Annotated in this window: 26 protein-coding genes; 6 read left to right on the forward strand and 20 right to left on the reverse strand. The window is 66.1% G+C overall.

What is annotated here, in order from left to right; genetic code table 11:
* The gene (locus G9473_RS13605; protein ID WP_291133920.1) at nt 1-987 is read left to right on the forward strand and encodes an alpha-ketoacid dehydrogenase subunit beta; all 987 of its coding nucleotides are present in this window, start codon (nt 1-3) and stop codon (nt 985-987) included.
* 3 nt (nt 988-990) lie between these two features.
* Nucleotides 991-1,221 (forward strand): biotin/lipoyl-containing protein, encoded by a 231-nt coding sequence (locus G9473_RS13610; RefSeq protein WP_291133922.1) that lies wholly within the window; start codon nt 991-993, stop codon nt 1,219-1,221.
* A gap of 191 nt (nt 1,222-1,412) precedes the next feature.
* On the opposite strand, the gene G9473_RS13615 is transcribed toward G9473_RS13610, so the two are convergent.
* From G9473_RS13615 to G9473_RS13625, 3 genes are read right to left on the reverse strand one after another with little or no spacing between them, the layout of a single operon-like run.
* Nucleotides 1,413-2,210, reverse strand: coding sequence for a TIM barrel protein (locus G9473_RS13615; protein ID WP_291133924.1), 798 nt, complete (start codon nt 2,208-2,210; stop codon nt 1,413-1,415).
* 8 nt (nt 2,211-2,218) lie between these two features.
* Nucleotides 2,219-2,971 carry an SDR family NAD(P)-dependent oxidoreductase gene (locus G9473_RS13620; protein ID WP_291133925.1) on the reverse strand — a complete coding sequence of 251 codons (753 nt, stop codon included), beginning with the start codon at nt 2,969-2,971 and terminating at the stop codon, nt 2,219-2,221.
* 9 nt (nt 2,972-2,980) lie between these two features.
* Nucleotides 2,981-4,408: an aromatic ring-hydroxylating dioxygenase subunit alpha gene (locus G9473_RS13625; RefSeq protein WP_291133927.1), complete on the reverse strand. Its 1,428-nt coding sequence runs from the start codon at nt 4,406-4,408 to the stop codon at nt 2,981-2,983.
* A 143-nt stretch (nt 4,409-4,551) separates the two neighbouring features.
* Here G9473_RS13625 and G9473_RS13630 point away from each other — a divergent pair, with 143 nt between their 5' ends.
* Entirely contained in the window at nt 4,552-5,103 is a 552-nt protein-coding gene (locus G9473_RS13630) for a VOC family protein (protein WP_291133929.1), read from the forward strand.
* 46 nt (nt 5,104-5,149) lie between these two features.
* Here the strand turns inward: G9473_RS13630 and G9473_RS13635 are convergent, their stop codons facing one another.
* Nucleotides 5,150-5,386, reverse strand: a complete 237-nt coding sequence (locus tag G9473_RS13635; protein ID WP_291133931.1) for a hypothetical protein — start codon at nt 5,384-5,386, stop codon at nt 5,150-5,152.
* 191 nt (nt 5,387-5,577) lie between these two features.
* The gene (locus tag G9473_RS13640; protein WP_291133932.1) at nt 5,578-6,387 is read right to left on the reverse strand and encodes a LuxR C-terminal-related transcriptional regulator; all 810 of its coding nucleotides are present in this window, start codon (nt 6,385-6,387) and stop codon (nt 5,578-5,580) included.
* 138 nt (nt 6,388-6,525) lie between these two features.
* On the opposite strand from G9473_RS13640, the gene G9473_RS13645 reads away from it, so the two are divergent.
* Nucleotides 6,526-8,145: an AMP-binding protein gene (locus tag G9473_RS13645; protein WP_291133934.1), complete on the forward strand. Its 1,620-nt coding sequence runs from the start codon at nt 6,526-6,528 to the stop codon at nt 8,143-8,145.
* 153 nt (nt 8,146-8,298) lie between these two features.
* Here G9473_RS13645 and G9473_RS13650 read toward each other — a convergent pair whose 3' ends face one another.
* The 12 genes from G9473_RS13650 to G9473_RS13705 form a co-directional block, all read right to left on the reverse strand.
* Nucleotides 8,299-9,201, reverse strand: coding sequence for an SDR family oxidoreductase (locus G9473_RS13650; protein ID WP_291133936.1), 903 nt, complete (start codon nt 9,199-9,201; stop codon nt 8,299-8,301).
* A 37-nt stretch (nt 9,202-9,238) separates the two neighbouring features.
* Nucleotides 9,239-10,447: an acyl-CoA dehydrogenase family protein gene (locus tag G9473_RS13655; protein WP_291133938.1), complete on the reverse strand. Its 1,209-nt coding sequence runs from the start codon at nt 10,445-10,447 to the stop codon at nt 9,239-9,241.
* Nucleotides 10,448-10,481: 34 nt separating this feature from the next.
* On the reverse strand, nt 10,482-11,234 hold the full coding sequence (locus tag G9473_RS13660) for a ThuA domain-containing protein (RefSeq protein WP_291133940.1): 753 nt from the start codon (nt 11,232-11,234) through the stop codon (nt 10,482-10,484).
* Between the two features lies 1 nt (nt 11,235).
* Nucleotides 11,236-12,006, reverse strand: a complete 771-nt coding sequence (locus G9473_RS13665) for an SDR family NAD(P)-dependent oxidoreductase (protein ID WP_291133942.1) — start codon at nt 12,004-12,006, stop codon at nt 11,236-11,238.
* A complete protein-coding gene (locus G9473_RS13670) occupies nt 12,007-13,167 on the reverse strand; it encodes a thiolase family protein (RefSeq protein ID WP_291133943.1) in 1,161 nt (386 codons plus the stop codon).
* Nucleotides 13,164-13,589, reverse strand: coding sequence for an OB-fold domain-containing protein (locus tag G9473_RS13675; protein WP_291133945.1), 426 nt, complete (start codon nt 13,587-13,589; stop codon nt 13,164-13,166). The genes G9473_RS13670 and G9473_RS13675 overlap by 4 nt, the downstream gene beginning before the upstream one ends.
* 55 nt (nt 13,590-13,644) lie before the next feature.
* Entirely contained in the window at nt 13,645-14,754 is a 1,110-nt protein-coding gene (locus G9473_RS13680; RefSeq protein WP_291133946.1) for an acyl-CoA dehydrogenase, read from the reverse strand.
* Nucleotides 14,755-14,758: 4 nt separating this feature from the next.
* Nucleotides 14,759-16,000, reverse strand: coding sequence for a cytochrome P450 (locus tag G9473_RS13685; protein WP_291133948.1), 1,242 nt, complete (start codon nt 15,998-16,000; stop codon nt 14,759-14,761).
* 91 nt (nt 16,001-16,091) lie between these two features.
* The gene (locus G9473_RS13690) at nt 16,092-16,472 is read right to left on the reverse strand and encodes a limonene-1,2-epoxide hydrolase family protein (RefSeq protein WP_291133950.1); all 381 of its coding nucleotides are present in this window, start codon (nt 16,470-16,472) and stop codon (nt 16,092-16,094) included.
* Nucleotides 16,472-17,245 (reverse strand): ThuA domain-containing protein, encoded by a 774-nt coding sequence (locus tag G9473_RS13695; RefSeq protein ID WP_291133952.1) that lies wholly within the window; start codon nt 17,243-17,245, stop codon nt 16,472-16,474. Before G9473_RS13695 ends, G9473_RS13690 begins: the two co-directional genes overlap by 1 nt.
* Nucleotides 17,245-18,255, reverse strand: a complete 1,011-nt coding sequence (locus G9473_RS13700) for an NADP-dependent oxidoreductase (RefSeq protein WP_291133954.1) — start codon at nt 18,253-18,255, stop codon at nt 17,245-17,247. Before G9473_RS13700 ends, G9473_RS13695 begins: the two co-directional genes overlap by 1 nt.
* A 26-nt stretch (nt 18,256-18,281) precedes the next feature.
* The gene (locus G9473_RS13705; RefSeq protein WP_291133955.1) at nt 18,282-20,435 is read right to left on the reverse strand and encodes a molybdopterin-dependent oxidoreductase; all 2,154 of its coding nucleotides are present in this window, start codon (nt 20,433-20,435) and stop codon (nt 18,282-18,284) included.
* 121 nt (nt 20,436-20,556) lie between these two features.
* Here G9473_RS13705 and G9473_RS13710 point away from each other — a divergent pair, with 121 nt between their 5' ends.
* Nucleotides 20,557-21,558 (forward strand): NADP-dependent oxidoreductase, encoded by a 1,002-nt coding sequence (locus tag G9473_RS13710; protein ID WP_291133957.1) that lies wholly within the window; start codon nt 20,557-20,559, stop codon nt 21,556-21,558.
* Here G9473_RS13710 and G9473_RS13715 read toward each other — a convergent pair.
* The 3 genes from G9473_RS13715 to G9473_RS13725 are packed head-to-tail and all read right to left on the reverse strand — an operon-like array spanning nt 21,555 to nt 22,850.
* Nucleotides 21,555-22,085: a molybdenum cofactor guanylyltransferase gene (locus G9473_RS13715; RefSeq protein WP_291133959.1), complete on the reverse strand. Its 531-nt coding sequence runs from the start codon at nt 22,083-22,085 to the stop codon at nt 21,555-21,557. The two genes, G9473_RS13710 and G9473_RS13715, sit on opposite strands and share 4 nt — an antisense overlap.
* Nucleotides 22,078-22,419 carry a putative quinol monooxygenase gene (locus G9473_RS13720; protein ID WP_291133960.1) on the reverse strand — a complete coding sequence of 114 codons (342 nt, stop codon included), beginning with the start codon at nt 22,417-22,419 and terminating at the stop codon, nt 22,078-22,080. Before G9473_RS13720 ends, G9473_RS13715 begins: the two co-directional genes overlap by 8 nt.
* Before the next feature lie 8 nt (nt 22,420-22,427).
* Nucleotides 22,428-22,850 (reverse strand): nuclear transport factor 2 family protein, encoded by a 423-nt coding sequence (locus G9473_RS13725; protein ID WP_291133961.1) that lies wholly within the window; start codon nt 22,848-22,850, stop codon nt 22,428-22,430.
* Nucleotides 22,851-22,980: 130 nt separating this feature from the next.
* On the opposite strand from G9473_RS13725, the gene G9473_RS13730 reads away from it, so the two are divergent.
* The gene (locus G9473_RS13730) at nt 22,981-23,796 is read left to right on the forward strand and encodes an SDR family NAD(P)-dependent oxidoreductase (protein ID WP_291133963.1); all 816 of its coding nucleotides are present in this window, start codon (nt 22,981-22,983) and stop codon (nt 23,794-23,796) included.
* Nucleotide 23,797 lies beyond the last annotated feature (1 nt).

Raw genomic sequence — 23,797 nt, forward strand, 5'->3', positions numbered from 1 at the left:
ATGGCCGAGATCACCATGACCCAGGCGCTCAACCTCGCGATCGACGAGGCGATGGCCGAAGACGACGGCGTGTTCTGCCTCGGCGAGGACGTCAGCGCCAAGCAGGGCGGCGGCGTGTTCAAGGTCACCGCGGGCCTAACCGAGAAATACGGCGAACACCGCGTGCGTGCGACGCCCATTTCCGAAACCGCCATCGTCGGCGCGGCGGTGGGCGCGGCGCTCGCCGGGCAGCGCCCCATCGCCGAGATCATGCTGATGAACTTCGTCGGCGTGTGCATGGACCAGATCGTGAACCACGCGGCGAAATTGCGCTTCATGTCGGGCGGGCAGACCCCGTGTCCGATCGTGATCCGCACCACGACCGGCGTCGGCGTGGGCTTCGGCGGGCAGCATTCCGATATGCTCGAAGCCTGGTTCGCCCACGTCGCGGGCATTCACGTGGTCACGCCCAGCAACGCCGCCGATGCGCGCGGGCTGATGCGCTCGGCCATCGATGCGAACGACCCGGTGATCTTCATCGAGAACATCCTGTGCTACGGCCTCAAGGCGGAGGATCCGGGCAAGGGCTACCGCGTGCCGCTCGGCAAGGCGGCGGTCGCGAAGGAAGGCAGCGACATATCGCTCATCACCTATGGCCGGACCGTGCTCGACGCGCTGGAGGTCGCTGGCGAGCTCGAGAAGGAAGGCATCAGCGTCGAGGTGATCGACCTTCGCACGATCGCGCCCTATGACGAGGAGACGGTGCTCGCCTCGGTGAACAAGACCGGCCGCGCGCTCACCCTGCACGAAGCGGTCCGCCCCTTCGGCACGGGCGCGGAAATCGCGGCCAACATCCAGGAAAAGTGCTGGGACAAGCTCAAAGGCCCGGTGCGCCGGATCGGCGGGACCTTCTCCGCCGTGCCTTTCGCGAGCCACCTCGAACAGGCGTGGATCCCGACCAAGGAAGAAATCGTCGGCCAGATCAAGGCCAGTGTGGGGAAAGACTGACGCATGGCAACCGAGATCCGCATTCCCAAGCTCGGCATGAGCGCGACTGAAATGACTCTCGTCGAATGGATGTTCGGCGACGGCGAAACGGTCGAGAAGGGCGAGGTGATCTACACCGTCGAAACCGACAAGAGCACGACCGAGATCGAGGCGCAGGCTTCAGGCACGATCCATCCGACCGGCGAAGAGGGCAAGGTCTACAAGGTCGGCGACCTGATCGGCACGATCGAATAGGGCGCGAAAAGCGGACAAAAGTTACACCCTGTCACTTTTCCAACCGCCTCATAAGTCAATATATTTCAGAAGGTTGAGGCCCCGAATCCCCAAAGTGACACTTGGGGGCGAGGGGCCTTTTCGCTCGCGCGCGGGGGGACAAGGATGAGAAGGAGCCGGCCCCTCCTAATGCACCGTGCAGAGGTAGGAAATCAGCCGCGCGCGTCGAGGAAGGCGCGGCTGGTGCGCCGCACTTCGGCGGCGCGTTCGTTGAGGTCGGGGAAGGCTTCGCGCAAGGCGGCGGAGCGTTCCTCGACCGCGCAGGGCAGCGTGTCGGGGAGCGCGTCGAGCATCGCCCCGACCGCCAGCCCGCCTTGCCCCAGCGGCATCCGGCGATTGACCGCATCGTCGATCACGGCATCGCCGTCCGACAGGTCGGGCGGCTCGGCGGGCGCGTCGCAGGGCTGGCAGTAGGACAGCCATTCGCGCGGGAGAGCTGCAAGGTCCTCCGCCGTCCCGCCCGAGCGCGACCAGTGCAGCGTATCGACCAGCAGCGCCTTTGCCTCGCCCTCTACGCTCTCGAGGATGGCGCGCGCGTCGTGCACGGTCTTCACCTCGGTGAAGAGGCCGAATTCGAGATTGACCCGCACGCCCGTCCCCTTGGCCCGGTCGACCAGCGTCTGGAACTTGGCAGTGGTCGAGGCGGGGTCGGGGTCGCTCGAGACGCACAGGAGGTTCGCCGCGCCCAGTTCGGCGGCGATGTCGACCAGCTCGGTGAGCCACGGGTCCGGATCGCCCGACTTGATCCACGCGACTTCGAGATCGAGCAGCTCCACCCCCGCCTCGCGCGCCTGCCGCCGGACCGCGCGGGTCGTTGCCGGAGTCCAGCTGTCCTGCTCGGCCCACATCCCGCCCATGTCGAAGCCCGCGCCCGCCGCCGCCTCGACCAGTTGCGCAGGGGTCGCCTCGGGCATGATCCCGGCGGCGAGAGAGATGCGGCGGCGGGGCATGGCGCGCGCTAGAGCGTCTGCCCGTCGTCGAGCACGAAGTCCGCGCCGGTGACGAATTCCGCCGCGTCCGAACACAGGAACAGAACGGGTGCGTCGAGCCCCTCCTCCTCCATCAGCCGCTTCCGGGGAAAGCGTGCGACCTGCTTTTTCCCCGCCTCGGTGTCGAACCATTCGTCGTTGATGGCGGTGCGGATATAGCCGGGCGAGATCGTGTTGACGCAGATGCCGCGCCGCGCCCATTCGCGCGCCATGCTGCGCCCGGCCTGCACCACGCCCGCCTTGCTCGCGGCGTAGGCGACGAGGCCGGGGGAAGGCTCGAAAGCGGTGATCGAGGCGACCAGCACGATGCGGCCTTTCGTCACGCCCGCCGCCATCATCCGCTTCGCGCCCTCTCGCGCGGTGAGGATCGCGCCCTTGAGATTGATCGCGAGCGTGCGCTCGATCTCCTCCTCGCTCATTTCGGTCATCAGCCCCGCGCCGTCGATCCCGGCATTGGCGATGACGGTGTCGACCGTGCCGAAAGCGGCTTCGGCGGCGTCATAGCCCGCGATCACGTCTGCCTCGCGAGCGACGTCCATCGCGATTGCCGCGGCGTTCTCCCCGATCTCGGCGGCGAGCGCCTCGAGCCGGTCCCTGCGCCGCGCGCCGAGCGCGACGCGCGCGCCGTTCGCGGCGAGGATGCGACCGAAGCGCGCGCCAAGGCCCGAGGACGCGCCGGTGACGAGCGCGGTGCGCCCCGAAAGGTCAATCTCGATTGTCATGGGAAGCGCCTATGCCTTGGCGGGCAGTTCCCCGTCGATATATTTCCGGAGCGTCGTCTGGAAATGGCGCACCCGGCTGTCCTGGTAATGGCCGAGCTCCATCAGCCCTTCCTTCATCGTCTTCATGCCTTCCTGCACAAAGGGGAGGTTCGCCATGTCCTGGTCGAACACGTTGGCGAGCGCGGGCCCCATCTTGTCGGCGGCCCAGGCGAAGGGCTCGTCGTCCGGGATGTAGGTCATCTCCACCGCGCGCGGGCGTTCCTCGCCCTTGGGCGTGGGGAAGAGCAGGCGGATTTCCATGATGCACCAGTCGGGCGTGTCGCCGGGCAACCAGCGATAGACCAGCGTCGGCAGGAAGCCGATCCACGGGGCGAAATTGGGGAAGATGTTGTAGGTGTGGTTGTCGAGGATCTCGGTATCCGCGGCGTCGGAATAGTCGTAGCCGTATTGTTCGGCGAAGCCCTGCCGCCCCGCCTCGGCCAGAACCTTGCGCGCAGCGAGCGGATCGTCGGGATCGTATCCTTCCGCTCCGCCCTGTCCGGCAGTGAAGCGGCGGTTGGTCTGGGCATCGTCCCCGCCCGAAAACTCGTTCATCTTCTCGAGAACGTAGTCCGAATTCTTGCCCTTCACGTGCGGGCTCAGCACGCCCGAGGGCGTGATCGCGCGGTTGAAATGGTCGCCGATCAGGTCGTAGCGCGTGTTGGCATCGCCGAGGAACGGCAGCAGCTGCGGGTGGGTGGTGATCGAGTGCCAGGCTTCCATGAAAGCCTCGGCGGTGGCCTTCCAGTTGGCCGGGATCTTCTTCTGCACCCACATTCCGGTGTAGCGGTTGCCGAAATCATAGCGCTCGTAATGCGAAGCCGCCGGGCCGAGCCAGGTCTTGAAATCGGGCAGGTCGTGGTTCTCGGTCAGCATCACGAAGCCTTCCCACAGCTCCACGCGCGCCTCGGGCAGGGTCATGTCCTTGCCTTCGAGATGCTTGAAATCCCACGCGCAGGGGATTTCCTTGAGGCTTCCGTCATTGCGCCAGGTGAAGCCGTGGAAGGGGCAGCGCAGCTGGATCGAATTGCCGCCCTCGGTGCGCAGCTTGCGCCCGCGGTGGAGGCAGGCATTGTAGAACGCCTTGACGCTGCCGTCCTTCTGGCGGACCAGCAGGAAGCTCTTGCCGGCGATGTCGAAGACGACCGTGTCGCCGGGATCGGGCATTTCGTCCTCGCGCGCGGCGAAGAGCCAGACGTTCGGCCACATCTTCTCGCGTTCGAGACGGGCGAATTCCTCCGAGATATAGGGTTCGACCGGGAGCGGGTCGTCGGGCATCTCGATGTTCGATTCCTCGAACAGGTAATCGGGCGGCGTGCGCGTGTCGCCTTCGAGCATTTCGGTGTAGCTCATGCCGGGGCACCGGTCCTCGCGCGCGACGTGCTTGATCTCGTTCATGGTTCCTCTCGATCCGCTTCCCGATGCGAGGTTCCCCGCCGCTCCCCCGGCGGTCGGACCCTCGCAATTTGTGCAGTGTCACTCGTCGATAATATCACACAGCTTTGCGGGCGGGTCACCCTAGCGGATTGGAGAGGATGGACATGGTCCTGGCGGGAGATGCGGATGAAAAGGGGCTGAGCGAGCTGGGCGAGGTGATGCAGCTCGCCTTCGTGCCGGAGGATTTCGACGCGGCGGTGAAGCACTGGACCGAGGTGATGGGCGTCGGCCCGTTCCACCTGATGGAAGGCATCCATCTCGACGGGATGAAATACCGCGGCGAGCCGACCGAGGCGGCGTTCGACCTCGCGCTCGCCTATTGGGGGGACATCCAGATCGAACTGATCCGCCCGCGCGACGACCACCCCTCCATCTATCGCGGCGAATATGCCGAGGTCGGAGATGGGCTCCACCATGTCTGCATCCTCGTCGATGACATCGAGGAGGCCCGCCGCGTCTGCGACGCGCGCGGGGCCGAAGTGGTGATCGAGGGCGCGCTGGGGGACAGCCGGGTGATCTATGTCGATCCCGGACGGGGGCCGGGCAGCCTCGTCGAGATCCTCCAGCAGGGCGATGACGGCCCGGGCCTGTTCGCGATGATCAAGCAGGCGTGCGAGGACTGGGACGGGACCGAGCCGCTGCGAAAGCTGGGTTAGGGATAGATCTTTTCGGGCATCTGTTTGTTCTACAAGGCCGCGCCCTTCAGCGAGATTTTCCTCGCACTAAAAGCGGCAAGAGCTCGAAGGCCAATCCTAATAATGCGCCTACCGCGACGGATTTGATGATCGTTAGCCAAGCAAAACCGGGTTGGAAAATTGCAATTCCAACGCCAATGAATAAGGCGACGGTTGCAGTTCCCCAAACCGCGTTTTGGCCCTTAGGGGCGTAGATACCGAGTGCGATCACGCCCCCGGCGATAACAAACCACCACAAATTCATAAGTTCGCTCCCCTTGCCGAACTTGCCTTTCGGTAGCTAACGAAGTCACTCTTCTTGGCGTCTCGACTCCGCTAGGCGCGTGAGCCTGACGTTCCCCGTGCAATCCGAAGGGATACCGCCCTCAAGCAGCGAAGCGGTAGGGCAGAAAAGGACTCACCGAGGACGCGCCCGCGGATGCGGGCGCGCAAAAATCAGTCGCTCGCCCCCAGATACCCCAGCTGGCCCGCCTTGAAGATCGTCTGCGCGCGGTTGACGCTGTCGAGCTTCTCGCCCGCGCGGTGGATGTGGTAGCGGATCGTCGCGTGGCTGCGGTTGAGGATCATGCTGATTTCCTTGTCCGTCTTGCCGATCGCCGCCCAGCGCAGGCATTCCACCTCTCGTTTGGACAGTACGCAGTCGGACGGGATCCGCCGCTTGGTCCGCATCGCCTGGACATAGCCCGCGACGAAGCGCCTGACGACCTGCGCGAAGAGCGAGCCGTAGGCCGCGAATTCCTCCGACAGGTCTTCCTTCTCGCGGTCGACGCTGATGAAGCTCGAGGCCGAGATCTGGCCGAAGGGCAGGTGCACCGGAACCACGATCGCCGCCTTGCACAAGGCGCGCTTTTCGAAATCGGTGAGGTCGATTTCCTCAAGGTAGCAATTGCGCCAGCCGGTGTTGAAGCCCTTGGCATTGACCCAGAACGGCTCCGATTCGTAGCGGCACGCGCGCGGCAGCGGCGAATGCAGCGCGAGGCGATGGTCCTCCCACCAGCGCGCGCCGTCGTCGAGCCAGCGGAAGATGTCGGCATTGAGGATCGTGCCCTCGGCATCGACCATCGGTTCCTTCGACGAAATGTCGTCGCACACCGCGACCTGCATTCCGCGCTCCTGCGCGATGCGGGCGAGTGCGACGGCGGCATCGTGGATATCTTCGGGGCAGGTGATCGTCACCGCTTCGAGCAATTGCTCAAGCGATTCGCGGCCATGCGGCACGCGCAACTCTACGACGTTGGTACTCACTGGTTCCTCTCCTCCAGTTGATCCCGTCATGCGCCAGCGTAGCGTATTTCTGTCGATTCGCCTCGCACTTTACGCAGGGGAATTGCGGTCCGCCCCACTCTAGGCGAAAGAAACGAAAAGGGAAGGAGGTTGCACCCAATGGCATGGTCGGGATCGAATTTCGCAAGCGCTCTCTCGGCGCTGGCGCAGCGGATCGAGCCGGAACGGCCCGCGATCATTCATGGCGAGCGGGTGGTGACCTGGGGCGAGCTCGATGCCGCGACCGACCGAATCGCCGCCGGCCTCAGCGCGGGCGGCCTCGCGCCGGGCGACATTGCCGGGCAGATGCTGCGCAACACGCCCGATTACCTCCTTGCCTGGTTCGGCTGCGCCAAGGCGGGCGTGGTCCCGGTCAACGTGAACTACCACTACAAGGAGCGCGAGCTCGCCGACATCGCAGGCCGGTTCGGGTTGAAGGCGATCTTCACCGAGGGCGATTTCGCCGACCTCGCGCGCGAAGCCGCGCCCGAAGGCACGCGGGTGATCGACGTGTCGGGCGCGGATTGGGACGCGCTGCAGGAAAGCGACCTGCCGAGCGATTTCCGCGTGCACGAGGATCCGACCGCGCTCTTCCTCACCGCGACCGGCGGGACCACGGGGATGCCAAAGGCGGTGATGTGGCCGATGGTCGAGGCGTGGCAGGCGTTCTCCATCTCGGTCTGGCAGCGCGGGCCGGGCCAGCCGCCTTTCGTTGCGACCTCCTTGGAGGAACAGGTCGCAGAAGCCGTCAAGATCGGCCCCGACCACCCGGCGAGCACCTCGCCGCTGCTGCTGTTGTCGCCGCTGATGCACGGGGCGGGGCAGTTCACCGCGCTCATTCACCTGCTGAAGGGCGGCACGCTCGCCCTGCTGCCGCATCCGAAATTCGACGCCGACATAGCCTTGGACGAAATCGCGCGGATCGGGGCGAAGGGCGTGTTCATCGTCGGCGACGCCTTCGCCCTGCCGCTCGCCGACAGGCTCGACGCGCGCGGGGATGCTGGCGAGGTGCTGAAGAGCCTGCGCTCGATCACCTCGTCGGGCGCGGTGTTTTCGCCTTCGCTCAAGCAGCGGCTGATCGCGCATCACCCGGCGCTGATGATCGTCGATGCCTTGGGCTCGTCGGAAAGCTCGGGCACGGGCATCGTCATCACCACCGCGCAAGGGTCCACCGGCGGGGGCAAGTTCCAGCCGCTGCCGGGCCGCGAGACCAAGCTGTTCGATGAGAACCTCGAGGAAATCCCGCCCGGCTCCGACGGCGTCGGCATCGTCGCGCGCACCGGGCCGCTGCCCTTGGGCTATCTCGGCGAGGATGAGAAGAACGCTGCGACCTTCCCCGAGATCGGCGGGCGGCGCTGGCTGATGACCGGCGATCGCGCGCGCTGGGCTGCGGACGGGAGCCTCGAATTCATCGGACGCGACAATATGTGCATCAACACCGGCGGCGAGAAGGTCTTCCCCGAGGAGGTCGAGGCCGTGCTGATGGACCACCCGCGCGTCCACGATGCGCGCGTCGTCTCGCTGCCCGACGAACGCTTCGGGCGAAAGGTCGTCGCCGTGGTCGAACCCGAGGGCGAGGCTGAAGGGCTGGAAGAGGCACTCGACGCGCACGCCCGCGAAGGGCTGGCGGGCTACAAGATCCCGCGACTCTACGTCTTCACCGACGGTTCGCTGCGGCTCAACAACGGCAAGCCCGACTACAAGACCGCGCAAAGGCTGGCCGACGAGGCGGCGGGGTAGCGGCTACTCAGTCTTTTCCGGGACCGTTTCCGTTGCCGCTCATGAAGAGAATGGCAATCAGCGTGGTGAATATGGCCAGCAGGGGTAGCACGATCGCTATGGTCTTCGGCTCCATCAGCCCTCTCTCCGCTCCGCCCGGGCTATAGCCGCCGCTCACCCCGTCGTACGTTCGGCCTTGTCCTTTTCGTTCGTGCCCTTGATCATCGCGCGCATCTGCTCCCATTCGGCATCGCCGAGCGCGTGGAGCACGGGGTAGAACGTCCCGCCGTGCGCCTGGTAGCCCGCGCCGTCGATCGCGATGGTCTGGCCGTTCACGTATTCCGCGCCCGGTCCCATCAGGAACACCGCAAGGTTCGCGAGTTCGTGCATTTCGCCCGCGCGGCCCATCGGGTTCGTGTCGTTCTTGGAATTGCCGCCCTGCCCACCGGGGGAGAGGCGCGCGCTCATGCCCTTGGTCGGGAAAAGGCCCGGCGCGATCGCGTTGAACCTGAGGCCGTAGCGGCCCCATTCGGTCGCGAGGCTCTGCGTCATCGCGTGGATCGCGGTCTTCGACATGGCCGAGGGCACGACGAAGGCGCTGCCCGACCACACCCATGTGGTGAGGATCGACAGGAAGCTCGCTTTCTTGCCTTCCGCGATCAGCCGCTTGCCCACGTCGAGCGTCACGTAGAACGTGCCCCGCATCACGATGTCAGCGATGGCGTTGAAGCCGTTGACCGACAGGTCCTCGGTCCGGCTGATGAAATTGCCCGCCGCGTTGTTGACGACGCCAGTCAGCGCGCCGCCATCGGCCCAGATCGCGTCGACCATTTCATGGATCGCATCGGCATTGCGGATGTCGCAGGCGTGGGCGACGACCTTGCCGCCGTGCTTCTCCATCAGTTCGGCCGCTGTCTCGTCGAGCTTGCCCTGCCGCCGACCGCAGATATAGACCGTCGCGCCCAGTTTCAGGAAACCCTCGGCCATTTCCTTGCCGAGGCCCGTCCCGCCGCCGGTGACGAGGATGCGTTCGTCCTTCATCAGCCCGTCGCGGAACATCAGCTTCGATACGTCCATTGCGTTTCCCCTGTCGTGGTGCGCCTTGCGGTCCGGCTCAGAGCCCGAGCACGGTCTTGGCGATGATGTTCTTCTGCACCTCGTCCGACCCGCCGAAGATCGTCGCGGCGCGGTTGTTGAGGTAGCGGCCCATCGCGGTCTGGGCGAGTTCGCTGCCGACCGGCTCCGGAGCCTCGTTGCCGTAGAGCGGGCGCTCCATCGGCAGTTGCAGCGCATCGGGGCCGAGCAGTTCCAGGCGCAGCGTGTCGATGGTCTGGCCGATATTGGAACCCAGCAGCTTCACCAGCGAAGTCTGCGGCCCCGGCGCGCGGCCCTTGGCGAGTTCGGCGAGGATCCTGAGCTCGGTCACCTCCAGCGCTTCGGCCTCGAGCCGGGCGCGCGCGAGCCGGTCGCGGAAGCGCGCGTCATGGCCGACCGCGCCGTTGACGCCGGAAGGCTGTTCCTTCGCCAGCTGTTCGAGCTTGTCGATAGACTGGAGCAGGCGCGGGGCGAAGCACGATCCGCCGCGCTCGTTTTCGAGCAGGAACTTGGCGATGGTCCAGCCTTGGCCTTCCTCGCCGATGCGATTCGCAGCCGAGGTGCGCGCGTCGGAGAAGAACACCGCGTTGACCTCGTGATCGCCCGACATCGAATGGATCGGGGTGACCTCGACCCCTTCCTGGTCCATCGGGATCAGGAGGAAGGTGATGCCCGCCTGCTTCTTGACGTTCGGATCGGTTCGCACGAGGGCGAAGATCCAGTTCGCGTGGTGCGCGTGGGTGGTCCAGATCTTCGACCCGTTGACGACATATTCGTCGCCCTCAAGCTTGGCCGTGGTCTTGAGGCTCGCAAGGTCGGACCCACTGCCCGGCTCCGAATAGCCCTGGCACCAGTAATCCTCGCCCGACAGGATGCGCGGGAGGAAGCGTTCCTTCTGCTCTTCCGTGCCGAATTCGCAGATCACCGGACCTACGAGGCGCAGGCCGAGGATCGCGAGCGCGGGGGCGCCGGCAAGCGCGCATTCCTTTTCGAAGATGAACTTCTGCGTCGGGGTCCAGCCCGTCCCCCCGTTCTCCTTGGGCCAGTGCGGGGCCACCCAGCCCTTTTCATAGAGGATGCGGTGCCATTCCATGCCGATGTCGGGCTCGACGAAGACGCCGGGCGTGCGCCGCGCCCCGTCGCGCAGGCGGTCGGGCAGGCTGTTCTTGAGAAAATCGCGCACCTCCTCGCGGAAGGCGATGTCCTCGGGCGAAAAGTCCATATCCATAAGTCGTCAGTATCCCGTCAGTCTTCGCGGCGCCTCAGTCCGCTCGCATGGCCCACGCGATCGAGCGGCGCAGGAGGTCGTAATAGACATCGTAGTTCCACGCGCACATTTCCTTGTGCGGGTAGAAATCGGCCATGCCGGGAAGGTCATAATGCCCCCGGCAATGGCCGAGCGTGTTGTAAACGATCCGGCCCTGCCCGATATCCCTCGTATAAAGGATAGGGACCGTGGTCTTGTCCCAGTCCGCCGCGACGAAGCCGGTCGCCTCGCCTTCGAAGGTGGTCTGCATCAGCGTGTCGATGGGGGCGGTGGTGTTCGAGAGGTAAAGCTCGTCCACCACTTCGAAATCCTCGATTCCCCTGGTGAGTTCGTGGTCCTTGTTCACCACCTCGACCGGGAAGGGACCGATCGGCGGGTGCGCCTTGAACTGGGTGCCGAGCATATCCATCACGTCGGGCCGGTCGTTCGGAGTGTCGACCAGCCCCTCCTCGGTGAAGACAAGGATCGAATTGGTCCCGTGCAGCGCAAGCCACTTGCCGCCGCCTTCCAGCCACGCGCGAAGCTGCTTCGCTTCTTCCTCGCTCGGCATCAGGTCGCAGGTATAGGTGATGAGGAAACGGCAGGCGTCGAGCCGTTCCAGCCCCGAATAATCGCAGGCGACCGTGGTGCGGATGTGCGGATGCTCGGCAAGCAGCTTGAGCACTTCCAATCGCGGGTAGTCGATGTCGTGATACTTGCCCGCGGCGATGAAATGCGCGTCGATCCGGGTTGCGGGTTGTTCGGCCATGTCAGCTCCTTATCGACCCGCCGCCGTCGACGGTGAAATCGCAGCCCGTGGTGAAGCTCGCCTCGTCGCTGGCGAGGACGAGCACGGCGCGGGCGACTTCTTCCGGTTCGCCGATGCGGTTCATCGGGTGGGTCGCGGCGAAGTTCGTCTCGATGTTCTCCGGCGTGTCGGCGCCGGAAAACTTGTAGCGTTCGTACATCGGCGTGCGGATCGCGCCGGGGTGGACCATGTTGACCCGGATCGGCAGACCGCGCTCGGCAAGGTCGAGCGCGACGCTCTGAGTGAGGCCGCGCAGCCCGGCCTTGGACGCGCTGTAGGCCGCGACGAAGGACGCGGGGCGCATCGCGATCATCGAGCCGATATTGACGATCGCGCCGGGCTCTCCGCTCGCTTCGATGGCGGGAATGGCCGCGCGCATCCCGTAATAGGGACCGTTCAGATTGATATCGATCGTGCGCTCCCACACGTCGTCGGACCCGTCCGGCACGTTGCCGGGTTCCGAAATCCCCGCGACGTTGCACAGCACGGTGAGCTTGCCGAAGCGCTCCTGCGTAGCCTTCACCGCCTCGTCCCAGCGCGCCGCATCGCGCACGTCGAGCTCGAAAGCCTCGGCGTTGTCGCCGAGTTCCTCCGCCAGCGCGCGCGCCTTGTCGATCTGGACGTCGCACAGCATGACCTTGCCGCCCTCGGCGACGATCATGCGGCCGATGGTTGCCCCGATCCCTTCCGCACCGCCGGTGACGAGCGCGACCTTGCCGGTCATCCTGCCCATCTAGCGCTCCAGTATCGCGACCGCCGAGAGGCCCGGCGCGCCGTAGACGTGGGAATAGCCGATCTTCGGCCCCTTGCCGTCGCGCCCCGCCACTTGGCGTTCACCCGCGCGGCCGCGCAGCTGTTCGACGTTTTCGTAGACCTGCCTCAGGCCGGATGCGCCGATCGGCTCCCCGCAGGCGAGGCAGCCGCCGTCGGTGTTGATCGGCAGCTTGCCGTCAAGCGCCGACCAGCCGTTCGCCAGCCATTCCTCCTGCTCGCCGTCCTTGCAAAAGCCGTTCTCGGCCATGTGCATGATTTCAGCGCCGCTTTCGGTGTCCTGAAGCTGCGCGACCTCGACATCCTCCGGGCCGATGCCCGCGCCCTCGAAGGCGGCCTTGCTCGCGAGCACGGTGGGCTTTCCGCCTTCCTTGACGCTGACGCCGGGCTGGAACACCTCGAAGCTGTCCGGCGGGCGGGTCTTCACCGCGATCTTGGCGATCTTCACCCCGTGCGCGCCGAGTTCCTTCGCCTTCTTCTCGCTGGCAAGGATCAGCGCGACCCCGCCCTCGCTGGGCGAGCAGAACATGAACTTGGTCAGCGGATCGTTGATCATCGGCGCGTTCATGATCGTCTCGAGGTCGATCTCGCTGCGCCGCCACGCATGGGGCGTCTTTGCCCCGTTGCGAAACGCCTTTTCCGCCACCCGGCCCAGCGTCTCGCGGCTGATGCCGTGGAGTTGCATATAGCGCTGGATCTTGAGCGCGAAGAACTGCGTCGTCAGCATCATGCCGGTCTGGCCGTACCAGTCGGGCAGGCCGTAATCGGCGGGCTTGGCGTTGAAGGCCCCGCGCGGATGCTTGTCGAAACCGACCGCGAGCGCGAGGTCGTACATTCCGCTCGCGATCGCCTGCTGCGCCGCCGCAAGGGCGCTGCCGCCGGTCGCGCAGCCGTTCGCGACATTGGTGAAGGGAAGCGAGGTCAGCCCCAGCTCGTTCACCATGATGTCCGCGCTGCCCGCCGCGGCCGAGCCGCCATAGGCGCATTCCATGTCGGCCCATTCGAGGCCCGCGTCCTTCAACGCCTCGCGCACGGCGTAGACGCCCTGTTCTCGGCCCGAACGTTCCTCGGTCCGGCCGAAGGGGTGGATGCCCGCCCCGATGATGTAGACGCTCTCGCTCATGCGGCTTTCTCCCGAGCCGCCCCGACCGGGCGGAAGGCATAGGTGTCGTATTCGGCGTTGAACGGCACGATGCAGAATTCCATGTCCATGCCGAGCTCGAGATCCTCGAGGCTCGCATCGACGATGCGGCTTTCGACGATCACCTCGCCGGGCAATTCGACATAGCCGAGCAGGAAGGGCTTGAAGTCGGGCGGCCCTTCGCCGGGGCCGGAGCCGGGGCCTTCATAGGGTTCCTTCGGCAGGAAGCCCTGCGAAGTCCACGACCACAGCTTGCCCCGGCGCGAGAGCCTGTAGGGCTCGACGTCCTTCGCCGCGTCGCCTTTCGGCATCGGGAAGACGATTTCGCCCGAAGGCAGCTTTCCGCCCATCAGGTGCGGCTCGGGGCCGTCGCTCCACAGCTCCGGGTCGATCTTTGCGCCCATCAGTCCCTCCTCTCCTTGCGCCTGTATTCAGGCCGCAGCCGTCATGCCGCCCCAGTCACGCTGCCAACGCGTATTCGGCGAGCACGGTGTCGGTATCGCCGAACAGGCGGGCGAGCACCATGACGCGCTTCATCGCGTGGCCGATGGCAAGCTCGTCGGTGATTCCCATGCCGCCGTGCATCTGCACCGCCTCGCGGGCGATGGCGTCGGCGTTTTCGCCGATATAGGCCTTGGCCCCGGCGACCGCGCGCTGCCAGTCGGCTCCGGCATCCTCGCCCCCGGAATTCTCGGCGCGCGCGCCCATCGCGGCGCGGTAGAGCATGGAACGCGACTGTTCGATCTTCGCATAGGCTTCGACCAGCCGGTGCTGGAGCGCCTGGAAGCTGCCGATGGGAACGCCGAACTGTTCGCGCTCCTTCACATAGGCGAGCGTGTCGTCGAGCAGGCGCTGGGCGAGCCCGACCATCTCGGCGGAGGCGTGGAGGCGGATTTCGCTCGCGATTTCGCCGAGCGCCTCGGCGTCGAGATCGAGCAGCGCGGCTTCGCTCACGGAAACCCGCGTCAGCCGGAGTTCGCCCGCAACGCTGCCGTCGGCGAGGCGATAGGGGCGCATCTCGAGCCCCTCGGCATCCGAGGCGACGAGGAAGACGCGCGTCTCTCCGTCCAACTCGGCGGTGACGATGAACAGGTCGGCAAGCGCCGCGCCCAGCACCATGGTCTTCTCGCCGCTGATCCGGAAGCCCTCGCCGTCGCGCTCGGCCTTCGTGCCCTTGGCCGTCAGGCTGTAACGCTGCGCCCGTTCGGTCCAGGCGAAGGTCGCGATGGTTTCGCCCGACAGCACCTTTTCGAGCGCCCCGTGCGCGCCGCCGCGATCCAGCAGGAGGGCGGGCAGCACGCCGAGTTCGAGCCACGGGTCGGGCGCGTTCGCCTTGCCGATGGCCTCGGCCACCAGCGCGAGGTCGAGCGGCGATCCGCCCATGCCGCCCGCGTCCTCCGACGCGGCAAGCGCAACGAGCCCGAGTTCGGCAAGGCTTCCCCAGCGCGCGCGGTCATAGCCGCCCTCGTGCATCCGCAGCTTGCGCCGCGCCTCGACATCGATCGGCGCTGCGAACCGCTCGACGCTCGAGCGGAACATTTCCTGTTCTTCGGACAGGTCGAAATTCATGAAGTCAGGCTTTCCGGGTAAAGGTGATCGGCAGGCGCGTGACGCCGCGCAGCAGGATGTTGGGAAGGATCGTGATCCCGTCCTCGTCTGCAATCGCGAAGTTATCGAGCCGCTCGAGCAGCTCGTCGAAGGCGACCAGCATTTCCTTGCGCGACAGCATATTGCCCACGCACATATGCGGCCCCTTGCCGAAGGCGAGGTGCGCGCGCGCATTCTTGCGCTCGATGTCGAATGTGTCCGGGTTCTCGAACTTCTTCGGGTCGCGATTGGCGGCGGCATAGCGCAGCTGGGCGATGGAGCCGGCGGGCATTTTCACGCCGCCCAGTTCGGTGTCCTGCTTGACGATGCGCCACATCCCCGCGGTCGGGGTTTCGTAGCGCAGCGATTCCTCGACGAGATTGGTGATGACCTTGGGGTCGCGCCCACCGGCCGCGGCCTTCGCCTTTTCCATCTGGTCGGGATTGCGGATCAGCTGGAGCAGCCCGCCCGCGAGCGTCGAGGTCGTCGTCTCGTTACCGGCGACCATGAACTGCTGCATGATCGACATGATTTCGGGGTCGGTCAGCGGCGTCTCGCCTTCGACCCGCGCTTCGACGAGGTCGGTGAGCAGGTCATCGCCCCCGTTCGCGCGGCGGTCGTCGATCTTGCCCTTCATGTAGTGCTGGAATTCGACGAGGCTGCGCGCGCATTCCTTCTTGCGCTCGTGATCGACCATCTGGCTGAACCGGTCGACCGCCGCGTCGGACCATTCCTTGACCTTCTTGGGGTCGTCGTCGAGCCCGATCTGGCCCGCGATCATGGCGACCGGCAGGGGGACGGCGAATTCCTCGACGAATTCGCATTCGCCCTTGTCGGCGAAGGCTTCAATCAGCTCGATCGACTTCGCGCGCATATCGGCCTCGATCGCGTTCACGCGCGGGGCGGAGAAGGCGAGATTGACGAGCTTGCGGTTGCGGGTGTGGACCGGGTGGTCGGCGGTCAGCAGGGTGGGGACGTCGTCCCAGCCGTCCTTCAGGATCTCCTTGATCTCGTCGTCCGCTTCGCGCCCCATCAGGGTGCTGAAATCGTTGGAGAAGATTTCCGGCTTCGTATTCGCCTCGCTGCACAGGTCATAGGCGTAGACGACGAAGGTGTTCATTTCGGGCAGGTGCTCGATTTCGACCCCCGCCTCGTGGACCGCGCGGTAGTAATCGAACGGATCGACCAGCGTTTCTGGCGCGAAAACGTTGCCCTCGGGCTTGTTCATGGCTTCGGCTCCCAACCGGCAAGGAATGTCATGCGCGATTCCTAACGCCGCCGGGGCGCGGTGCGCGATGCGCGAATGTGTTAGGGCGCTCTCAGCCGCCTGCGAATTCGCGCTGGAACTCGCCCATGTCGAAATAGTCGCGCCACGCGGTGATGAGTCCGTCCGCGCCGAATTCGAACGTACCCATGACCCGGATCGCCGCCCGGCGCCCGTCCTTCATGCGAAAGGCATCGGTGCGTTCGGTCAGGACCGCACCGCCGTCGCCCTCGGCGATCGCGTGCACCTCCCATTCGCAGCCCTCGACATCGGCCATGAAGCCTTCGACCGCCGCGCGCATCGCGGGCTTGCCGGAAAAGGGCTCCATCGGGATGTTGTGCCAGGTAACGTCCTCGGCACACAGGGCATACATCGCCTCCATGTCACCGCTGTTCCAGTGGTCGATGAAGGCGCGGACCGTGTCGATATTGCTCATCAGGTTCCTCCCGAAGTGTAATGAAGCGCGTTGGCGACGGCCTGCCGGACGGGCGGGTTGGCATAGGTCGCCGGGCCGTCGCCGAATTGCAGATAGACGAGCGGTGCGGCGAGGGCGCGCGCCTCCCACCCGACAAGGTTCGACTCGGGCGGATGCTCCCAGCCCTCGCGGCTGAACATATCGCCCGCGACCGCGTTGGCGGCGGAATAGAAATTGTCGCGCGTAAAGGCGAAGCCCTCGGCGCGGATCAGCGGGGTGACGGCGCTTTCCTCGATGGGGCAGAGATAGAGCTCGTCGGTGACCGGGAAGCTGGCGGGCAGGCCCTCTGTCACCGGATGATCGGCGGCGACGCGGGCCTCGTAGGCGACATCGTGGCGATAGCCCGAACCCGGCATGGCGACCCCGCGCCATTCGCCCGGCTGGTAGAAGAATTGCCCGCCGAGCCAGTCGTGCCACGCCTCCCACTCGGCCCACCCGGCGAGCGCATGGTGCAGCGCGACCGCGCCGCGGCCCGCCTCGAATCGCCGCGTGATCGCTCCCACGAAGCCGGGCGCGGGCGGACGGGTCGCGACGCGCCCGTCGGCGAAGGTGTAGCCGGCCATGTCATAGAAAAGCAGCGCGTCGGCCTGTTCCGCCGCGCCCGCCGCAACGCGCTCTTCCGCCTCCGGATGGACGAGGTGCGTCACCTCCCAATCGCCGAGCGAATGGATGAATTCCTCGAAAGGCTTCTCCTCGTAAGGGTGGCCGCCCGAGAGAACGAGGAGAGAGCGCATCAGGCGATCTTGAGGATCATCTTGCCCTGGTTCGACCCGGCGAAAAGGCGCATGAAACTGTCGAAGGCGTTTTCGAGCCCTTCGTCGATATGCTCGTCGATGGTGATCTTTCCGGCGGATGCCCATTCGCCCATCTTGGCCGCGCCCTCACCGAAGCGTTCGACGTAATCGGCCACCAGCAGCCCGCGGATCTGCGCGCGCTTGACGATCAGCTGCCACAGGTTGCGAATGCCGCGCGGTGCGGTGTTGTATTCGCTGATGAGCCCGCACAGGCCGACGCGGGCGTAAAGGTTGAGGTTCATCAGCCCCGCGTCGAGGATTTCGCCGCCGACATTCTCGAAGATGACATCGACCCCGTCGGGGCAGGCTTCGGCGATGGCTTTCGTCAGCGCCGCCTCGTCCTTGCCCTTATAATCGATCGCCGCGTCGAAACCGTATTTCTCGGTCAGCTTGGCGCACTTCTCAGGCCCGCCCGCGATGCCGACTGCGCGGCAGCCCTTGATCTTGGCGAGCTGGCCGACGACGCTGCCGACCGCGCCCGCAGCCCCGCTCACCAGCACGGTTTCGCCTTCCTTCGGCTCGCACACTTCGAGAAAGCCGAAATAGGCCGTCATCCCGACCGCGCCGAAGAGGGAGAGGTAATTGGTGACGCTCGGCACCATGCCCGGATCGATCGGCTGGGTGAAACCGCCCGCGACGCCGATGGAATAGTCCTCGAGCGCGTTGAGGCCCATCACCCACTGGCCCTTTTCAAAGCCGTCGGCGCGGCTTTCCTCGACCACGCCGATGGTCGTTGCGCGCACCGGCGCGCCCAATGGGATCGGCTCCATGTAATTGCCGCCCGCATCCATCCAGCCGCGCATGGCAGGGTCGAGCGAGGCGTAGTGGTTGCGGATCAGGAACTGGCCCTCCTCGAGCGCCGGAGTGGGCTCGGTGACGAGTTCGAAATCCTCACGCACGGGTTCGCCATCGGGGCGACGCTGCAGCAGGAAGCGCCGGTTGTCGGGCATGGTGTGTCCTTGTTTTATGAGTGGGGTCAGGCGGGGACCAGCTTCACCGGAATCGCGCTCTGCAGCGCCTGCCCGGTGATCGGGTCGATATCGACCGTGTCGCTGGTCAGCCGGTTGGTCGAAGAGCCCCGCTCGCGCACGTCCTCCTTCGTCGCATCGGCATCGCCATAGGCGTGCGCCATCGACACGAGCCCGCGGCGAACCTTGGCGCTCGCCTTGACGACACCGTGAATGGTCGCGTGCGGGGAGCTGATCTCGACGATCCCGCCTTCCTCGAGGCCGAGGGCCGCGATGTCGTCCGGGTGGATATAGGCGGGGTTGGTGGTGGTCTTAGCCTGCAGCTTCTTCAGCGGATGCCCGATCGAATTGAAGCGCGTCTTCGACCGGCGGCTGATGAGCTTGAAGTCATAGCCTGCCTTGAGCGGCGGGTTGTCGGCATAGCGCAAAATCGCGCCCGGCATATCGCCCGCGGCAAGGTCGAAGCGGTGGAATTCGCTTTCCTCCGCCGGTTCGACGACCGGGTGGCGATCCGAATAGACCACCGCCGCGCCGCCGTTCGCCTGGCAGTCGCGCCGCACCTGGCTGGGCGGAACGAGGCATCCGGCGACCGAGAGATCGAGGAACTGCTCCTTCGTGGGCTTTTCGTCCATCGGCAGCGGGCCGCCCGCAAGGTTCATCGGTGTGCCGAGATGCTTTGCCAGCATCCAGAACATCTCCCATTCGTCGATCACGTCGCCCGGCGGTGTCGCCACCGCCTCGACATAGCGGGCATAGGGTTCCTCGTGCCACCATTCGGACAGGTTGGTGATGTCCTCGCGCTCGAGGCATTGCGACGGGGCGAGCACGACATCGGCGCGCTTCGCGCTCGCGCTCATCCACGGGTCGATCTGCACGAAGAGGTCGAGATCGTCCAAGGCGCGGACCATCTTCGCCTGGTCGGGAAAGCCGACGACCGGGTTGCCGCCGACCGAGATGAAGGCGCGCACCTGCCCCTCGCCCGGCGTGAGGATTTCATCGGCGAGCACGTTGCACGGCATTTCCCACCCCAAGTGGCCGAGCCCGCGGAAGCGCGATTTGGGCATTCCTTCCGCGCCGAACATCGGCATCGGCGGGGCGACCTGCGCGCGGCGCGGGCCTTGCGCCGGGGTGAAGACGCCGGGGATCGCGGCCTTCTCGCCCTCCTGCCGGAATCGCCCGCAGATCGTGTTCAGACAGGTCACGAGATATTCGGTGAGCGTCCCGTTGCCCGCCATTTCGGGGCCGGTCCCGGTCACCGCGCAGCCTTTCGTGCCGCCCGCGAACATCCGCGCGGCGGCGGTGATCTGGTCGGCGTCGAGCCCGGCGCGCTCGGCGGCGATTTCGGGCGTCATGGTCTCGACCGCCCGCGCAAGCTCGTCGAAGCCGTCGACATGGGCGGCGACGAAATTGCGGTCGTAGAGTTCTTCCGAAATGATGACGTTGAGCATCCCCGCGAGCAGCGCGGGGTCCTCGCCCGGCTTGACCGGCAGGTAGAGGTCGGCAAGCCGCGCAACGTCGCTTTCGCGCGGGTCGGCGACGATCAGCTTGAGCCCTTCGGCCTTGCGGTCGCGAATCCGGCGCGACGGGCTGAACGGCGGAACCCCGCCCACCGGCGCATAGTGCGAGACGACCGGATTGTTGCCGATGAACATGGCAACGTCGCTTTCCGAGAACGTGTTCGGCCCGCCCATCCAGCGCCCGTAGCGCGCCGTGGTGTAGACCTTGGCCGGCTGGTCGAGCGTCACCGAGGTGTAGAAATTGCGCGTGCCGATCCCCTGCGCGAAGCTGAGGCTTGCGGCCATGGCCGAAGAGTTCTGGAAGCCCCCCGAACCCATGAACACCGCGACCGAATGGGGGCCGTGCTCGTCGATGATCCGGCGCAGCTGCGCTGCGACATGGGCGAGCGCTTCGTCCATCGGCGTCTCGACGAATTCGCCCGCGTCGTTGCGCACAAGGCTGTGCTTCAAGCGGTGCTCGGCATTGTGCGAATCCGGCAGTTCGCGGCCCTTCATGCAGGTGTAACCGCCATAGGCCGGATCGTCCGGGTCGCCGCGCACCTCGACCACTTTGCGCGTGCCGTCGTCCGCCACCTCGACATCGACCAGCATCGCGCAGTTGGCGTGGCAGAAGCGGCAGAACGTCTTTTGCGTCTCAAGTCCCATCGCACCTCTCCTTGTCCCGCAGGATAGCACAGGGCGGCAGGCCAGCGACTGACACTTTTGTCCGTGGAAGGAAGCGGCGCGAGGCCCGCATTAGGGCATCCACGCGAAAAGGAGGTTTTCCATGCCCACCACCACCCGCCAATGGCTGCTCAACGGACACCCGCGCGGCCGCCCGATCGCCGAGGACGATTTCAAGCTCGCCACGGTCGAGCTCGCCGACCCGCAGCCGGGCGAGATGCTGCTGAAGACGCATTACCTCGGCTTCGACCCGGCGCAGAAGGGCTGGATGGAGAACATCGCGGATTACGTCGCGCCGATGAACATCGGCGACGTGATGCGCGGCAGCGGCATCTGCGAGGTGGTGGAAAGCAACGGCGGCAAGTTCGCGAAGGGCGACATGGTCTTCGGCACGACCGGCTGGCGTGAATACCTCGTCACCGACGGCGAGGGGTTGACCAGGGTCGAAACCGAATTGTCGCCCACCGCTGTGCTGTCGGTGCTGGGGACCACCGGGCTCACCGCCTATTGCGGCCTGTTCAAGGTCGGAAAGCCGGTCGCGGGCGACACCGTGCTCGTCTCCGGCGCGGCGGGCGCCACCGGGAGCATCGTCGGCCAGCTCGCCAAGATCGCCGGCTGCCGCGCGGTCGGCATCGCGGGCGGCCCGGACAAGTGCAGGTGGCTGGTCGAGGAAGCGGGCTACGACGCCGCGATCGACTACAAGGCGGGCGGCGTGAAGGAGCAGATCAGGGAACACTGCCCGCGCGGGGTCGATGTCATCTACGACAATGTCGGCGGCTCGATCCTCAACGATATGCTCAGCCAGATCGCCACCGGCGCGCGCGTCGTCATCTGCGGCGGTATCAGCCGTTACGAGACCGGGAGCCTTCCGGCAGGCCCGGAGAACTACTTCAACCTCGTCTTCCGCCGCGCGAGCATGGCGGGCTTCATCGTGCTCGACTGGGCGAGCGAATTCCCCGCGATCCGCAAGCGGCTGGAGGGCTTCGTCAAGGACGGGACGCTCAAATACCAGGAAGACATCCAGCACGGCTTCGAGAATGCGCCCGACACGCTGCAGCGCCTGTTCAGCGGGCAGAACCGTGGCAAGCAGATGCTCAAGCTCTAGCTTTCGGGCAGGTCGCCGGGCCGATTGACGTTGAGCAGCGGGGCGGGGAGCGCGACACGGCGCGCCCCGACGCGCTCGGCGAATCCGTAGAGCGCGCGCCCGCCCTCGGCGATGAAGTCCGCAAGGTCTTCGGCCACGCTCACCGGCCACAGCCCGATCACCGGCTGGTCCGCGACGACGCCCGCGCCCTCGCCTGCGAGGTGCGCGGCGAGGTCTTGCGGAAGGTCGGGGCAGTCCACCCCGGCGGTGAGGACATGGGCGAAGCCGTGCGTCTCGGCGAAGCGAAGCGCGGCATTGAGGCCGCCCAGCGGGCCGAGGCCGGGGCCGGGACGGTCGGGCACGCAGCCGAAGCCCGGCTCCTCGCGCCCGCATACGACCAGCGCCGTGGTCTGGCCGCCCAGCGCATCGGCCACATGATCGATCAGCCGCCGCCCGCGCCAGAGCGCCTGCGCCTTGTCGCTGCCGAAACGGCGCGCCTGTCCCCCGGCGAGGATTGCGCCGAGGATCGCGGGCCGGATGTCAGTCAAACGCCTCGGTCGCCACGCCAGCCTCGTTGTAGACCGGCCCTTCGGCATCGACCCGATACTTGCGGCTCACCGCGTTCGTCAGGCCGAAATTGCCGATATGGTCGCGCATCCCGGCATAGGCTTGGCCCTTGAAATGCGCGGCGAGCGCGTCCTCGCTTTCCCACTCCTCGAACACGTTGACCCGCGCGGGGTTGTTGCCGTCGGCGCTCCAGTCATAGGCGAGGCAGCCGGGCTGTTCGAGCGCAGCGTCGATATGCGGCTTGGCGCTGGTCAGCGCTTCGGCGCGCTGCGCCGGGTCGAGGTCGATCTGGGCGGCAATGACGATCTTGGCCATCTGCGGGCTTATCCTTCCTGCGGGTTGTATTCGGCGACGATGGCGAAGGCGCGCTTGGTGTAGACCCAGCGTCCGCCGCGCTTTTCCAGTTCGTCTGTATAGAGCCCGCCGATCATGCGGGTCGTGCCGTCCTTCGCCTTGAGCACTTCCTGCGTCTGGATGCGCGAGGTGGCGGTGTTGCCGTCGACCTCGATCGCGGCGGGGACGCAGGAAAAGCTCACCGCGTCGAAATTCGACATCGCGCCGAGCCACGTCTCGACGATCTGATCGCGGCCCTTGAGCTGCATTCCCATGAAATCCCAGTCGGCATCCTCCGCCCAGACCGAGGCCCAGGTGTCCTTGTCGAACCGGACCACGCCGTCGCCGTAGACCTCTGCCAGTTCGCGGATTTCGAGGCGGTCCTCGATCGGGCCGGTGAACATGAGCTGCATCCTCCCTCTTGTCGTGCCTGTTTCGCCTATCCGCGGCGGTGGCCAAGCGGAATGGACACTTTTGTGAAGGGCGCGCGGCCCTCGCGGAGCCTAGAACGGACGCGGAAAAGGAAAGTCACGGGAGGAGATCATGGGCCAGCTCGAAGGCAAGACCGCCGTCATTCTCGGCGCGGCGACCAAGGGGAACATGGGGCAGGTGACCGCCCGCCTGTTCGCGCAGGAAGGCGCGACGGTGATGGTCGCGGGGCGCAACGAGGAGCCGCTGGCCGAACTCGCGAAGGAAATCGGCGGCCATTACGCGCTGTGCGACATTTCGAGCCACGAACAGGTCCACGCGCTTGCCGACAAGGCGAAGGCCGACATGGGCCGCGTCGATGCCGCTATCAACACGACCGGCTGGGGGCTGCTCGCGAGCTTCCTCGAGATCACGCAGGAGGATCTGGACCGCATCACCGATCTCCAGTTCAAGGGCGTGCACCATTTCATCCAGGCGTTCGTCCGGGTGATGAGCGAGCAGGAGCCGACCGGAGGCTCGCTGATCTCGCTGTCCTCGGCGACGACCAAGGCGATCATCAACAACCACGCCGCCTATATCGCGTCGAAGCGCGCGGGCGAGGCGATGATCGAATGCGCTGCGAACGATTACGGCCACCTCGGGATCAAGGCGAACACGGTCTCGCCCGCCTTCACTGAGAGCCCCATGACCGAAGGCGCCTTCGCGACGCCCGGCCTCGTCGATGCCTTCCTGCCGCGCTATCCGCTCGGACGGCTCAATACGTCGGAGGACGTGGCGCACGCCTGCCTGTGGCTGTGCACCGACCATGCCTATGTCACGGGGCAGAACATCCAGCCCAATGGCGGCGTGACCCTGCGCGGCAACCCGCAGGCGCGCGACATCGAGGCGGCGGTCGGCGCGGCGATGGCGAAGATGGAATCGGAAGGCTGAC

Origin of the sequence: Erythrobacter sp. (assembly GCF_011765465.1) — a bacterium.
In the GTDB taxonomy this organism is placed as follows: Bacteria; Pseudomonadota; Alphaproteobacteria; order Sphingomonadales; family Sphingomonadaceae; genus Erythrobacter.

Bases quoted from the DNA above. Each gene is read 5' to 3' on its own strand.
- G9473_RS13605 (WP_291133920.1), top strand. From the start codon at position 1: ATGGCCGAGATCACCATGACCCAGGCGCTCAACCTCGCGATCGACGAG.
- G9473_RS13610 (WP_291133922.1), top strand. From the start codon at position 991: ATGGCAACCGAGATCCGCATTCCCAAGCTCGGCATGAGCGCGACTGAA.
- G9473_RS13615 (WP_291133924.1), bottom strand. From the start codon at position 2,210: ATGCCCCGCCGCCGCATCTCTCTCGCCGCCGGGATCATGCCCGAGGCG.
- G9473_RS13620 (WP_291133925.1), bottom strand. From the start codon at position 2,971: ATGACAATCGAGATTGACCTTTCGGGGCGCACCGCGCTCGTCACCGGC.
- G9473_RS13625 (WP_291133927.1), bottom strand. From the start codon at position 4,408: ATGAACGAGATCAAGCACGTCGCGCGCGAGGACCGGTGCCCCGGCATG.
- G9473_RS13630 (WP_291133929.1), top strand. From the start codon at position 4,552: ATGGTCCTGGCGGGAGATGCGGATGAAAAGGGGCTGAGCGAGCTGGGC.
- G9473_RS13635 (WP_291133931.1), bottom strand. From the start codon at position 5,386: ATGAATTTGTGGTGGTTTGTTATCGCCGGGGGCGTGATCGCACTCGGT.
- G9473_RS13645 (WP_291133934.1), top strand. From the start codon at position 6,526: ATGGCATGGTCGGGATCGAATTTCGCAAGCGCTCTCTCGGCGCTGGCG.
- G9473_RS13650 (WP_291133936.1), bottom strand. From the start codon at position 9,201: ATGGACGTATCGAAGCTGATGTTCCGCGACGGGCTGATGAAGGACGAA.
- G9473_RS13655 (WP_291133938.1), bottom strand. From the start codon at position 10,447: ATGGATATGGACTTTTCGCCCGAGGACATCGCCTTCCGCGAGGAGGTG.
- G9473_RS13660 (WP_291133940.1), bottom strand. From the start codon at position 11,234: ATGGCCGAACAACCCGCAACCCGGATCGACGCGCATTTCATCGCCGCG.
- G9473_RS13665 (WP_291133942.1), bottom strand. From the start codon at position 12,006: ATGGGCAGGATGACCGGCAAGGTCGCGCTCGTCACCGGCGGTGCGGAA.
- G9473_RS13670 (WP_291133943.1), bottom strand. From the start codon at position 13,167: ATGAGCGAGAGCGTCTACATCATCGGGGCGGGCATCCACCCCTTCGGC.
- G9473_RS13675 (WP_291133945.1), bottom strand. From the start codon at position 13,589: ATGGGCGCAAAGATCGACCCGGAGCTGTGGAGCGACGGCCCCGAGCCG.
- G9473_RS13680 (WP_291133946.1), bottom strand. From the start codon at position 14,754: ATGAATTTCGACCTGTCCGAAGAACAGGAAATGTTCCGCTCGAGCGTC.
- G9473_RS13685 (WP_291133948.1), bottom strand. From the start codon at position 16,000: ATGAACAAGCCCGAGGGCAACGTTTTCGCGCCAGAAACGCTGGTCGAT.
- G9473_RS13690 (WP_291133950.1), bottom strand. From the start codon at position 16,472: ATGAGCAATATCGACACGGTCCGCGCCTTCATCGACCACTGGAACAGC.
- G9473_RS13695 (WP_291133952.1), bottom strand. From the start codon at position 17,245: ATGCGCTCTCTCCTCGTTCTCTCGGGCGGCCACCCTTACGAGGAGAAG.
- G9473_RS13700 (WP_291133954.1), bottom strand. From the start codon at position 18,255: ATGCCCGACAACCGGCGCTTCCTGCTGCAGCGTCGCCCCGATGGCGAA.
- G9473_RS13705 (WP_291133955.1), bottom strand. From the start codon at position 20,435: ATGGGACTTGAGACGCAAAAGACGTTCTGCCGCTTCTGCCACGCCAAC.
- G9473_RS13710 (WP_291133957.1), top strand. From the start codon at position 20,557: ATGCCCACCACCACCCGCCAATGGCTGCTCAACGGACACCCGCGCGGC.
- G9473_RS13720 (WP_291133960.1), bottom strand. From the start codon at position 22,419: ATGGCCAAGATCGTCATTGCCGCCCAGATCGACCTCGACCCGGCGCAG.
- G9473_RS13725 (WP_291133961.1), bottom strand. From the start codon at position 22,850: ATGCAGCTCATGTTCACCGGCCCGATCGAGGACCGCCTCGAAATCCGC.
- G9473_RS13730 (WP_291133963.1), top strand. From the start codon at position 22,981: ATGGGCCAGCTCGAAGGCAAGACCGCCGTCATTCTCGGCGCGGCGACC.